Annotated in this window: 10 protein-coding genes; 7 read left to right on the top strand and 3 right to left on the bottom strand. The window is 42.0% G+C overall.

Annotated elements, in window-relative coordinates; genetic code table 11:
• Positions 1 to 94 precede the first annotated feature (94 nt).
• A complete protein-coding gene (locus JMW94_RS01800; RefSeq protein ID WP_201600228.1) occupies positions 95 to 802 on the top strand; it encodes a hypothetical protein in 708 nt (235 codons plus the stop codon).
• Positions 803 to 938: 136 nt separating this feature from the next.
• Here the strand turns inward: JMW94_RS01800 and JMW94_RS01795 are convergent, their stop codons facing one another.
• Positions 939 to 1,187 carry a hypothetical protein gene (locus tag JMW94_RS01795; RefSeq protein WP_201600226.1) on the bottom strand — a complete coding sequence of 83 codons (249 nt, stop codon included), beginning with the start codon at positions 1,185 to 1,187 and terminating at the stop codon, positions 939 to 941.
• A 552-nt stretch (positions 1,188 to 1,739) separates the two neighbouring features.
• On the opposite strand from JMW94_RS01795, the gene JMW94_RS01790 reads away from it, so the two are divergent.
• From JMW94_RS01790 to JMW94_RS01775, 4 genes are all read left to right on the top strand, one after another.
• Positions 1,740 to 2,129, top strand: coding sequence for a hypothetical protein (locus JMW94_RS01790; protein WP_201600224.1), 390 nt, complete (start codon positions 1,740 to 1,742; stop codon positions 2,127 to 2,129).
• A 423-nt stretch (positions 2,130 to 2,552) separates the two neighbouring features.
• Positions 2,553 to 3,182, top strand: coding sequence for a hypothetical protein (locus JMW94_RS01785; protein ID WP_201600222.1), 630 nt, complete (start codon positions 2,553 to 2,555; stop codon positions 3,180 to 3,182).
• A 477-nt stretch (positions 3,183 to 3,659) separates the two neighbouring features.
• Complete coding sequence (locus tag JMW94_RS01780; RefSeq protein WP_201600220.1) at positions 3,660 to 5,963, top strand: TonB-dependent receptor; 2,304 nt, start codon at positions 3,660 to 3,662, stop codon at positions 5,961 to 5,963.
• Between the two features lie 88 nt (positions 5,964 to 6,051).
• Entirely contained in the window at positions 6,052 to 6,954 is a 903-nt protein-coding gene (locus tag JMW94_RS01775; protein WP_201600218.1) for a sulfite exporter TauE/SafE family protein, read from the top strand.
• Positions 6,955 to 7,029: 75 nt separating this feature from the next.
• Here JMW94_RS01775 and JMW94_RS01770 read toward each other — a convergent pair whose 3' ends face one another.
• Both JMW94_RS01770 and JMW94_RS01765 read right to left on the bottom strand, forming a co-directional pair.
• Positions 7,030 to 7,968 carry a response regulator gene (locus JMW94_RS01770; protein WP_201600216.1) on the bottom strand — a complete coding sequence of 313 codons (939 nt, stop codon included), beginning with the start codon at positions 7,966 to 7,968 and terminating at the stop codon, positions 7,030 to 7,032.
• Positions 7,969 to 8,001: 33 nt separating this feature from the next.
• Positions 8,002 to 10,359 (bottom strand): ATP-binding protein, encoded by a 2,358-nt coding sequence (locus JMW94_RS01765; RefSeq protein ID WP_201600215.1) that lies wholly within the window; start codon positions 10,357 to 10,359, stop codon positions 8,002 to 8,004.
• A gap of 630 nt (positions 10,360 to 10,989) precedes the next feature.
• Here JMW94_RS01765 and JMW94_RS01760 point away from each other — a divergent pair.
• Together JMW94_RS01760 and JMW94_RS01755 are read left to right on the top strand one after the other, a co-directional pair.
• Positions 10,990 to 11,466, top strand: a complete 477-nt coding sequence (locus JMW94_RS01760) for a hypothetical protein (RefSeq protein ID WP_201600214.1) — start codon at positions 10,990 to 10,992, stop codon at positions 11,464 to 11,466.
• A gap of 205 nt (positions 11,467 to 11,671) precedes the next feature.
• Positions 11,672 to 13,606, top strand: coding sequence for an oleate hydratase (locus tag JMW94_RS01755; protein WP_201600213.1), 1,935 nt, complete (start codon positions 11,672 to 11,674; stop codon positions 13,604 to 13,606).
• Positions 13,607 to 13,672 lie beyond the last annotated feature (66 nt).

Genomic DNA, 13,672 nt, shown 5'->3' with positions numbered 1-13,672 from the left:
ATAGCAGAGTCTAAGACAGTTAGCAGATGTCATTGTTTAAAAATTCGATTATAGTAGATATCAAATCATACATTTAAAAGTTGAGGACAAAATAATGAAGACACTAAGTTTATGTATTGCAGCAGGACTGGGTTTAAGCGCTTGTGCTGGTGGAATGACAGGGAGCACGGGTCAAAACAATAATGACAATGGTATCGTCACTCAATACCCTGTTGAAACTGCCATGCTCAACATCTATACCAAACAACGCAGTGATAAATTAGTTGCAGTTGTCGGCAGTCAAAGCGTGTCAGCAGAGATTCAAGTGACGCCTAAAGGCAGTATGGTATTTAATAATAAGTCTGTACAAGGTACCGAAATAAACACCATCAATAAGATGAATAATCAAATCACCAATCAATCCGTCGCTATCAATTACTTCACCCTAAATCCACTGATATTCCATGGTTTTACAGACGGTACAGGTAAATACTCACTATCTAACCAGACGACCACCATTCCTAAAGTGGCGACAGTGGGCGCTTCTAGTAAGCTACTGACGGAAAATGTCTATGCCGATAGCAGTATGCGTAACAAGATAGGGACTTATAACCAAGACTGGTCTTTATCGCGTGATACGAATAATACCGCATGGTTCTGCATAGAAACCTCAGGCAATCTATTACTCAGCTTTGACCCTGCAGGCACTTCATCAGAATGCTACAAGATCAATGCCAAAGGCGATATCTTAGCAAGCAAAGTGACACTGAGTCAGCCTAGTAGTAATGGTAGTACTAAGACGGTGACTTTAAACAGTCAGTAGTGATTATCATGGTGACATGCCCTTTACCATATAGCCTTGTTACATAGCTTTCGTCACATAGCACTTATTACATAACAACGAAACAAAAAAATAGCGCCTAATATGGGCGCTATTTTTATATCAGTCAGCTGAACGATTAAGAACGATGTCCATGAGTATGCTTAGCTTGATATTTGCTTTTTGCTTTGAGATGAGCCGCTGGTTTTTTTGATTGATGCTTTGACACTACTGCCTTTTTCTTCACATGCTGATGTTTATTATCAAACTTTGCATTGACCTTTTGATGCTTCACTTGAGCAACATGATGCTTAGCGATTTGCGGCGCAGCACTTGCTTGGCTAACCATTGTGAAGCAAGCAGTAATGGCTAGCATTGAACTTATCATTATTTTTTTCATTATTTTTTCTCGTATAAAGTCATATTGGTTATGAGTTGTGGTTGAAACTGCCTTACTCAATATCAAGCAAAGCATTCACGTGATAAAAAGCATCGTGATAAAAATCTGCTCTATCGACAACGAGAATGATAAATGATTCAAACGTTAAGTAGATTTATGAAGATTAAAGAAAGGTAGCCTTAATGAGGGAAGGTTTCTTAAGTGGTACGCTATAAGCGTCATATTGGCGCTTTTCTAGACGGGCAAGTAATAGCGAATGAAAAGATATCTTATATATAGATTAGGGTGACTGGCTTTGGCATATTTTTTATAAAGCGTAGACGTTGTCACGATACTTTCATTTCCACCCTATAAAATGCGTTGATTATTCAAAGCCATTGATGATATGCCGCATCACAATAAAGTCTTTTAAAGAGTGAAGACCAAACTAAGCAGGCTAGATAAGTATTTTGCAAGAGTCGTTGGGGTTGGGATTTTTTTAAAGTAGCCAAACTTATGGTCTTCTGAATAGCAATTTTGAAATAACTGAGAATCGATGTAATGAACCATTACTTATGTTTGACAGATTATGAAAAAAACTTGATTGATAGTGCTTTGCTCATTCTGATGAAAAAAAACATCCAATATAGCGATCAATCAAAAGAAAACTCAGTGCAACAATACTATCAAGATTTTAATCTCACACTTTTTGAGCTATGTGCAAAAATAAAAGCACCTGATTTTGATAAGCAAATGGATTTATCTTCGAAAGAAATCAAAGCAATTAAAAAAGCTCTAACCTCACTGTATAACCGTATCTATCAAAGAACCCTTAAGGACATAGAGGGCAATCAAGAAGATCACTATAAGAGCTGTAAGTTACAGATTATAGAATTAGAGAGAAAAATCGATATTATCGAGAAAAACAATATAGAGAGCAATAGTTGTTAAAGTGTTCTTTTTTACTGAAAAATTTCACTATTTTTAAGTCGCTAGCACCATCAATATTGGTCACGTAAAACAAAAAATCGCACTCCGCATTACATTAGCCTATCTTTTCCGCTGGGTCTTATTAGCTCTTTCCCATTTGCTTGGTTATCGTCTAGCTAATTCAGTCATATAGTCTTCTCAGTACAAGATGAATAGGTACAGCAAAGGATAATACGGCAAATAGCAGGCTGAGCAAACATGACGACGCTGTGACCGATTTCTCTAGAATGCCCGATATATCTCTATACAAGACTTGTAAAGAGCATACCCCTTGTCTTAGAATGGCATTGTTAATGATAATGTCTATTTTGTTAAGTATTCTTTCTAAAATGCTTTAAACTGACGTTTCAAGTTAGCACACCTCCTTACTTATAAATGTTACCTATGCATCATCAGCATGCTGGTAATACGATGAACCCTATCATGTCTACTAAGCGCCGTAAGCTTGTTTTACGATATTCATCACCGGTAACGATGTGGTTCGGCATGTTGGTCGCATGTTTTGCTTGGATCATGCACATCACGCTGTTGCTCACACCTCTATGGGATGATAATGCCCACTTAGGTCATGGTATCTGTGCAGAGCTTGCACCGATTGTATCGGCAGCTAAGCAGTATGAGCAAATACAGACTGATATTGCGCAAACGAATCACAACATACCCATTGATAGTGCCGCCCGTCATTTACTTCATCATAATGCATCCTTATCTTTAGCATCGCCTGCGACCGTTGAGCCAGTTATAACGGTTGACGCCGCACCTTCGCACGAAGCTTTGTATAGCAAAGATAAGGTTGAAAGCTCTGAATCTAACCCTGATGCCGTAAAATACACTGGCTGTGACCTTTGCACTGCCATGTCTACGGCACTATTGCCAGTCGCTTTTACACATACTGACTCGGCTTTGATTGAGCTGTCTACTGTCTCAGTCACGTTTTTGTATCGCTCACATACCTACTCTCCTAGTAATTTTTTACGACCCCTCGCACGCGCTCCTCCAGTCATACCCACATAACTATCTACATAATTATCCACATTTATAGTCCAATATTTTTAGGGCGTGTCCTCATTTTAAAAATGGTGATAAACATGAGATAAATTGCTGTCAAACAAGGAAAGTAGCGCAAATAATATCGAGATATTAATAAGCTATTTGATGATGTTTGGCAAAATTTAGCCATTTTTAGCCCATTTAGAAAGTAATCAATTGAATTGAGGACACGCCCTAGAGCATTAGTGACCATGCTCTCAATCAACGCGCTTATTTGACGCTCTGATTGAGGCACTTGTATGCGTTTGCCTAAAACATTGCGCTCAAAACTGTGCTCATAATATTGTGCTCAAAATGCTATCTATTTATATCGGAAAATATTCGGCAAGTGCTTAGTCTAAGTCCATAAATGGCTTGGCTTACCTTGGCTTACATTGCCTCTTAGTAAAAACTGAATAACCGATTTCATAAAATATTTTTGCGAATTTCTAGGAAAGTAAGATGTTATCTTCATCAATAAACGCTGTACCTATTTTAAAACTAAGTGTTTTAGCTTTGTCTTTATTGCATATCAGTAGCGCTTATGCGGATTCCACAACCGTAAAGGCGCACATGCCTACTACCGATGATGAGCCACATATTCAATTGCCAGAAATCGTCGTTTATGCGACAGCAGCGGATAAGCGCTCTAGTACCAATGCACTTGGGACAGCCGCCACCCTTGATCAAAAGTTTATTAGCAGCAAACAAGTGGCAAGCAGTGATACGGCCACTATACTGACAAAAATACCCGGTCTAAATGTCCAAAGTGCCGGTGGCATCTCAAACTTGCCCGTGATGAGAGGCTTGGCGGACAACCGTCTGCGTATCTTAGTGGATGGCGTTGACTCAATCGCCTCCTGTCCAAACAGTATGAACTCACCCTTGTCTTATATTGCGCCCAGCGCTATAGAAAAGACCACTGTCTATGCAGGTGTGACGCCTGTGAGTGTCGGTGGTAATAGTATTGGAGGTACCATCCTCGTCGAAACAGCGGAGCCTATGTTTTCAACGGATAGCGACATATTAACATCAGGTGAAATCGGCACATTTTATCGTAGTAATGGTGACGCTTATGGTGCCAATGTATCTACCACAGCAGCAAACGAGCAGCTTAGCCTCACCTATAAAGGCAGCTTTGCGCAGGCGGATAATTATAAAGCTGGTGGTGATTTTAAATCTTATACAGAGACAGGGAACGCTGGTAAAACCTTAGCGAAAGACGAAGTTGGTTCAACCGCCTATGAAAGCAAAAACCAGTCAGTAGATGTGGCTTATAAGAACGGCAATCATCTGCTACAAGGCACTTATTTGTGGCAAAACGTCCCAAAAGAGTTATATCCAAATCAGCGGATGGACATGCTCGACAATCAGCTTGACCGCATTAATTTGCGCTACAAGAGCGAGTTAAATTGGGGGCAGTTAGAAGCACAGGCCTATCATGAAGATGTCGATCACTATATGAACTTTGGGGAAGACAAACAGTTCTTGTACGGTAATGCCAAAGGTATGCCGATGTACACCAGTAGCGAAACCATCGGTGCCAATCTTAAAGGTATTATTGATCTAACCAACCAAGGCACGCTCAATATAGGTGCTGAATATCAAGACTACACTCTCGATGACACGTGGGCGGCATCTGGCGACGGTATGATGTCACCAAACGACTTTCAAAATATCAACAATGGTCAGCGTCAGCGTATCGGTATCTATGGCGAATGGGAAAAAGACATCTCGCCTGACTGGAGCACCCAGCTTGGCGCTCGCTATGAAAACGTACGTACCAGTGCTGATGAAGTACATGGCTATCAAATCGATGGTCAAAACAATATGACCAATCAGCTGCGAGATAGCGCTAACTTTAATGCCAGTGACCGCCGAACCACCGATAACAACTTTGATTTTACTGCACTCGCACGCTACGACATTGATTCACAAAAAAATCTAGCCTTAGGTCTGTCGCACAAAGAGCGCACGCCAAGCTTATATGAACGCTATACCTGGTCCACTTGGAAAATGGCGGCTATCATGAACAATACCTTTGGTGACGGTAATGGCTATTTTGGTGATCCTAATCTACGCCCAGAAAAATCTAACACCCTATCTGCCACCTTAGACTGGCGCGGTGCTGATGATAGCTGGGGCGTTAAAGCCACTCCTTACTATTCAAAAATTGACGACTATGTCGATGCCGTACAGTGGAACCCCATGGCAAACACAGCAGCTAGCACTCAAACAGCGAATCAATATAATGTGCTGCGCTATACCAACCAAGATGCTGAGATATATGGCATAGATATCTCAGCCAATCGGCAGCTGGCAGCAAATGCTTGGGGGTACTGGAATATGGTAGGCTCCTTAAGCTATACCAAAGGGAAAAATAAAGACAGCGGCTCAGACTTATATAACATCATGCCATTCAATGGCAGTGTTGCCCTGAATCGGGAAAATAACGGTTGGACAAACCAAATCGAAGTGGTGGGCGTCGCGGCTAAAAATGATATCTCAACCCCTCGCAACGAAATTAAAACGGCGGGTTATGGCCTCTTAAACCTCAGTACAGGCTATCAGTTTAAAGAGGTAGCAATTGAGGCTGGTATCGATAACGTATTCGATAAAAACTATGACCTACCTCTAGGGGGCGCATACATGGGTCAAGGCAAAACCATGTCAATGAATGGCGAAATAGGCAACGGTTCTAACTGGGGCACTGCCGTTCCTGGCGCAGGCCGATCATTGTATGTGGGTGTCAACTATAAGTTTTAGGTGTCATTAAGATAGGTCATTAACTGACTAACATAACGATTAAACCTTCAACGGATTTTATTTATCTTATATTTTAGGAAGCACCTTCATGACTATGGCACTATTAATTGCAGCATTTTTAATGGGATTTTTTGGTTCGCCGCATTGCTTAGGTATGTGTGGCGGTATCGTCACCGCATTTGGGCTATCGATGAAAGAAACCAGTCCAGCAAAAAAACGCGGCCTCATTGCGACTTACCATTTGGGGCGCTTACTCAGTTATGCCCTATTGGGCTTAATTGCTGGAGTGATTGGCACCACGGTATTAACCCCTCTGATGGTTGGCAATAGCACACCTCGCATTCTACTAGGGTTGGTCTTGGTATTTGTAGGATTAACCATGCTAGGGTTGCCTTTTTTAAACAGGCTTGAACGTCTTGGTATGCATTTTTGGCAAGCTTTATCACCTCTGCGGCAGAAAGTATTCCCCTTAAACACCTTTCCTCGAGCATTGACGGCAGGTTTATTATGGGGATTTTTACCCTGTGGTCTCGTTTATGGCGCATTACTTATTGCGGTCGTCGGTCATGACCCGCTCACGGGTGCCGTATTAATGTTTGTCTTTGGTCTAGGAACCGTACCCATGCTCGTCGCCACGCACGAAACGGTCAACTGGATGCGCAATCAAATCGGGCGTTTGCGCCTAAGGCAAGTGAATGGCGCAATCATGATGCTATCTGGCTTAGCCGTCATAGCGGTGCCGATGGTCATGGCCAATATGCATGGTGGACACGGGCAAATGAACCATGAGCAAATGAACCATGAGCAAATGAATCATGAGCAAATGAATCATGAGCAAATGAATCATGAGCAAATGAATCACGAGCAAATGAATCACGAGCAAATGAATCACGAGCAAATGAATCACGAGCAAATGAATCACGAGCAAATGAATCACGAGCAAATGAATCACGAGCAAATGAATCACGAGCAAATGAATCACGAGCAATAAAAACGTCTCTCATGTACATAGGAGGCAATGATATTTTAAACTATGGATAGGGCATTCTTAGCGTGCCCTATTTTTTTATCTACTAATGCGCCAACCTCTGAATTTAGCAAAGAAACCTTTTAGCCTTTCAGAAAAGTTAAAAGCCTCTGACTCCGGCACTTCTTCAACATGATGACGAGCTGCCAGTATCGGCTGCTGCACCAATCTTTCGTGATGATCAAAAGCCCGATCAAGACTGATACTCATGATAGAGAAGTTAGTCGGACGTGGTAGACAGCGATATACCTGACCCTTATTAATTAAATCAATGACCATATGGGCATCTTTGAACTCAGTCAACATAAGAACCATCAGATCTGGCTGGATATTTTTTAAGGCATAAACGATGGGCGTAATATTTTCTTTATTGAGCGTCGAATCTGTAATCGTGACACCAAAGCGTTTTTTTTGTAATAACTTTGCGGCCTGTTCAAGGTTACTCGCCCAGCTCACAGTATAAGCGCTCTGAAAATGACTTTTTATTTGTTGATAGACACTCTCATCATCGTCTAGTACCAATATATTGCGATTGCTAACCGTGCCACTATTAACACGGTTTTGAGTTGCATCATTTTCCATAGTATTTTGTGTGATTTCTTGCGTTTGCTGAGCAATTTCTGTGGCTTTATTAACGATTTTTTTGAGTTCGTCATTTTGCCATGGCTTAGTGATATAGCGATAAATTTCGCCCTCATTCACAGAATCCATCACAGCATTCAGATCCGCATAACCAGTTAACAAGATACGAATAGTATTTGGTGAAGCTGCTTTGATGTCACTCAATACTTCCGTACCTTGCTTATCTGGCATGCGCTGGTCGCTGATGACCACTTGTACTTCATTCGTGCTGACATATTCCATTAGCTCAGTGGCATCGGTAGTAATAAATACGTCATGTGACTGGCGAAAATGCATTTTTAAGCTGCGCAAGATACGCGGCTCATCATCGATAAAAGCGATTTTTGGTTTTTGCATGACGCTCTCTTTAAATAAATGGTTGGAAGTCTCTCAACTTTCAAATAAGGCTTGCGAAGGTTTCTTTTCATGAACGATAGACTGTATCGGTAGCATGAGGGTAAACGTCGTGCCCGCACTAATGACTGAGCTAACCTCAATGCGTCCACCATGTTGTTCGATGATTTGTGCCGTAATGGCCAATCCTAACCCTATGCCATCGCCTGCTTTTTTGGTGGTAAAAAACGGCTCAAAGATATGCGTTAAAACATGCTCTGCGATACCGACACCATTGTCTATAATGCGTACTACGATATATTGCTGCGCCTCATCGACAGACGAGCTCACTTGCAATGTCCCTTTATGATCTGGCGGCATGGCTTGGGCGGCATTATTAAATAGGTTTAGTAATACTTGGTTAATTTGTGAAGGATTACATTGAATCAGCGGCAGCTCCGCTAGATTGGTATTAACGTCTAAGGTTTTTAAATTATTGCGAGCCATAATCAATGAGGTATTGATGCAATCATTGATATCGACATCTTTTATTTTGGATTCGTCTAGTCGAGAAAAGTCGCGCAAGCTGACGACCAGTTCAGCAATTTGGTCGACGCCATAAAGTCCATCTTTGATTAAATCTGCCAAATCTTCACTGACTTCATCTTCTTTGATTTCCTCGCAACATTGTAAGGTTTGCTCTATCAGCTGCTTGACTTGCTCTTGATTGATAGTTGGCGCTTTTAACGCCTGCAATAATTGATCGGTATGCTGTAACAGTTCATCAAAACGCACGAGATTATCACCGACCAGCTCCATATTACTTCGCACGTAGCCCAGCGGTGTGTTGACCTCATGCGCCACGCCCGCCACCATTTGGCCCAGTGTCGCCATTTTTTCGGAGCGCACCAGATGCACTTGTGAGGCTTTTAACTCATCCATAGCTTGCTGCAAGTCTTGCGTGCGGGCAGCGACTTGTTTTTCTAGATGGACATTGATTTCGGCAAGCGCGCCTTCATTTTCGACGACGCGGTCAATTAATTGGTTGGTCTGCTCGCTGATGATTTGAATCTCGCTGACATTTGAGTGTGGCAGTTTAAGGGCGCTTAATTGTTGATATTTTTTTTGCTCAATTAATGCACCCATATCAGCCACTGCTAGTGCCATATATTTTAGCGGTCGCGTAAAGTAGCGACGGAACACCCACGCGGTCAACAACAGGATAGGAATAAAACCCAGTAGCATGGTTTGAATCAGCTGGTTCGACAACGCATTTGCCACGCTCATCATGTCATTATTGGGCTTGACGATGACCATCTTCCAATAGGTAAATGGCATGCGAAACACAAAGGCGGTGGCGGGCTGCTGCAACACAAAGTCATTGGGCACAGCGATGGTCTCAATCAAGTGACTGTCTACCAGATTAAACGTTTGGTCAATATTCAATAGCAGCAATGCTGACAGCAACTTGGATTCTTGTTCGCTGATTTTATTCAGATTGGTCGTACTCAAAATACTACGCGCCGCGAGCGTATAACGACCTTCATCTTTGGCAACGGCCTCATCGATGAGTGTTTGGTTAATATTATCTAGGCTGTCCGCAATAGGTGCAAAGGTAGGGTTTTTCTCGGCCAATTGATGCGCAGTTACCATCTCGCCTTGGGGATTATCCTCAGTCACTTGCGTGACCATAGATTGATCAGGAAAGGTCAAAAATCGATTGTCCAAGTCTACCAAAAAGACATAACCACCCAGCTTATCTTGCCACTTTTTCATAGCCTCATCGAGGTTATCTAATAGCAGATTAAAACTCACCACTCCATCAAAAGCCTGATTGCGACTGTCATACAATGCCTTGGCACACGTCATCATCGGCTGATTGCTTTGCGGATCAACATACGCACGGCTCCAGACACAGTGGTCATGACGTGCGTACATCGCAGGAATGTACCACCACTCTCTATAATAAGGACTCGGCGTTTGGCGCACTTGATTATACTGCTCTAACGGTTGCATGTTGCCTGCGTCATCCCGCGCCCATACAAAGGACTGGCGCTCTCGGTTTTGAGCGTACATATTTGGATCAAACCACACGCCGCCGCCCACAATCCGTTGATCGGTCTGTTGCATGAGATTGCCAAAGGTTTCTCTATAAAGGCTGTCTTCTTTTGGCAAACCGCCCGCCATCGCACTGGTTGCCTTTGCCAGTCCGTCGACATGGCTGATGTTCGCCATAATGCTATTAATGGCTTCGTTACCCGTTTCAACCACTGTCTCTGAAGTCATCTCCAGTATACGCGGCTTAGCTTGAGTCTCAATAACCCAATACACCATCAGGATAATTAGTAAAAAAGCCAATGCTAAAATAATCAGCATGCGTGTGGAAATACTACCAAGCCGACCAGCAACACTCATAGATAAACCTTATATTGATGCGTCTACCATCATCAATGCATCACTTAATGAATAAAGACACCAGTGATACGCAACCACCATTTATAGTGGGCTCAAGGATACGATGCCATCATGACAATATGATGACAAAAGTTTTGTTTTCTTATCTGTCGACCAGCACCTTTTAATTAACAACAGTTAGCTTGCCGTTGGTAAATACAACCTTGTACTCATTTAGCGCTGCTCTCTTTTTATCATCAATAACATCATGCACCTTATTAAGCGCATAGCTGTACTATCCGCCATTGCAAGGCACAAAAAAGCCACTTATTGTTTAAGTGGCTTCTTCATATTCAAGTCAATCGCTAATTTTTCTATTTATGTCATCAATATATCTATGATTATAGAGTCTACCAAGTTTATCTTGTTCTGTACTGTGAAATTTTATACATATGTTATATTAATAATACTAATATAGAGGGTGTGTTTGTATTTTATATAATATCGCAGATCACCGTCACTTATCACTGATTGCAAAGCCTGTCTGTTGTACACTCAGAGCTTAATATAACTCGCTCATACAGCCATTCAACTAACCCTAAAGAAAGGCACTCACAAAGTCTTTCTCTTTTAAATATTAAAGGAAAAGCGATGCGTCCTTTGTTTTTTAGTACTTTGTGCTTAGCAAGTAGTCTTTCACTAATGGCTTGTAGTAGTCATCAACCAACCACGGCAAAAGAATCAACAGCTATCATTACCAATACGACAAAAGAGAACGCTGACGAACAGCTAAGCATGGAGCCGTCCAGCCCCGAAGAACCGTTATCAGCGTTCACCGCTTTTGGTAATACAGAAAAAAGTTGGCGCACAGTAATTAATGGCAACCAACTCAGCATTGAAGCAGATTTTTTGAAACCAACGACCATCGTTGTCTCTCGTTCGACCTATGCCGAAGGTGTGGAATACGTGAGTACCGTTAGCGGCAAACCTATTATTATGAATATAAATAGCCAGATTTGTACCGATGATAATGGCTATCAAAATGAATTTACGGTGACGTTAACTTATGATAATAAAAGCTATCAGGGTTGCGCCGTTGCTGGAGCGTATGAAACAGCGCCTACGTAATTGCATAGAATTTATTGTGGTTAGCAACCATCATAAATAGCCAGCCATTAGCCAATGGATAACGCATAATTTGGCAAATAAGTACTTATATTACTTTCAACCGATGTCATTATTGTTTAATAAAAATACCCTATAGTCTGTCTATAACCCCTTCATTTTAGTCAAATAACCTTTTATATCAGTCTTACTCAATAAGGATGAACCTATGAAAATTATAAAGACTCAAACCAATAATCCGGTAGACCACGACACATTTATCCATCAGCCTGATGCCAGTAAAACCCGTGTAGCAAACATACCAGGCAAACGCTTACCCTTCCCTGATCAAATTGGTAATTATCAGCGCAATATTGGGACGCCCAATGATGCTTATCAGGACAGTAAGGTTTACATCGTTGGGGGCGGTATTGCAGGTTTGGCCAGTGCTTATTACTGCATCCGAGATGGCAAAGTACCCGCTGAAAACATTACCATTTTAGAGCATCTTGACGTGGCTGGTGGCTCTTTAGATGGTAGCGGCAATCCTGAGACGGGTTATATGGTGCGCGGCGGTCGTGAAATGGATTTCACTTACGAAAACTTTTGGGATTTATTCCAAGATATCCCCGCTCTTGAAATGCCTGCGCCTTATAGCACCTTGGATGAGTATCGCATAGCAAATGACACCGATCCCAATTACTCTATTGCACGCCTGATCCATAAGCAAGGTGAGATAAAAGACTTCAGTCAACTGGGATTGAGTAAAACCAATCAACTCGCTTTAATTCGTTTGCTATTAAAACCTAAGGAAGAGCTAGACGATATCACTATTGAAGATTATTTTGATGACAGCTTTTTGAGCAGCAACTTCTGGACATTTTGGCGAACCATGTTTGCTTTTGAAAACTGGCACAGCTTACTTGAGTTTAAGCTTTATACGCATCGCTTTTTACACGCATTGGACGGTCTAAACGACATGTCTGCGCTGGTATTCCCAAGATACAATCAATTTGATAGCTTTGTTAAGCCACTACAAAATTATTTAAAAGATAAAGGTGTGCAGTTTCAGTATGACACGCTCGTTACCGATTTAGACCTTGAGTTTGAGCATGCTGATAAAGTAACAGGCACCAAAAAGGTCAAAGCCATCATCACGGAGAAAGCGAGTGAGCAAACCACCATTCCTATGGGTAGCAATGATTTCGTTATCGTGACGACTGGCTCCATGACCGAAGATACCCGCTATGGTGATGATAATACTGCGCCGACGCTAGATTTCACAAAAGACAGCATGGGGCAATCGTCTGGTTGGAAAGTATGGAATAATCTGGCTAAGCAATCTGCCGTCTTTGGTCACCCAGAAAAATTTAATCAGCATGTGGATAAATCTGCTTGGATGTCGGCGACGTTGACCTGCCAGCCGTCTGCCTTTATTGATAAACTCAAAACTCTGTCTGTCAACGATCCTTATACGGGTAAAACAGTGACCGGTGGCATCATTACCATTACGGATTCAAACTGGTTGATGAGCTTTACTTGTAACCGTCAACCCCATTTCCCTGATCAGCCGAAAGACACGTTAGTCGTATGGCTATATGCCTTGTTTATGGATAAAGAAGGCAATTATGTCAAAAAACCCATCCCAGAATGTACAGGCAAAGAGATCTTGAGCGAACTCTGTCATCACCTTGGCATCCTCGATGATATAGAGAATATCATGGCCAATACCATCGTCAGAACGGCTTATATGCCCTACATTACCTCGATGTTTATGCCTCGTGCTAAAGGCGATCGTCCTGAGATAGTACCTAATGGTTGTGTCAATATGGGTCTAGTCGGTCAGTTCGTCGAGACACATAATGATGTGGTATTTACCATGGAGAGCTCTGTTCGTACTGCTCGTGTCGCAGTTTATGAGCTACTAAATGTGCAAAAACAAGTCCCCGATATTAACCCATTACAATACGATATCCGTCAATTACTAAAAGCCGCCAATACACTCAACGATGGTAAGGGTTTCATCGGCGAAGGTCTATTGACTAAGCTCCTTAAGGGTACTTACTACGAGCACATATTGCCAAAAGCCAATCAATCCACCAACGGCAATGACTCAATATTTACTCAGCAATGGGAAGCAATCAAAGGACTTTGGCATAAGTAGTTCTGGCATCAGTAATGTTAGTTTTGATAAAAGCAGCTTTGATGAAAATGGCTTTAGTAAAACTAA

Source organism: Psychrobacter immobilis (assembly GCF_904846185.1).
Lineage (GTDB): Bacteria > Pseudomonadota > Gammaproteobacteria > Pseudomonadales > Moraxellaceae > Psychrobacter > Psychrobacter immobilis_B.
This window is presented reverse-complemented; position numbering and strand designations above follow the sequence as displayed.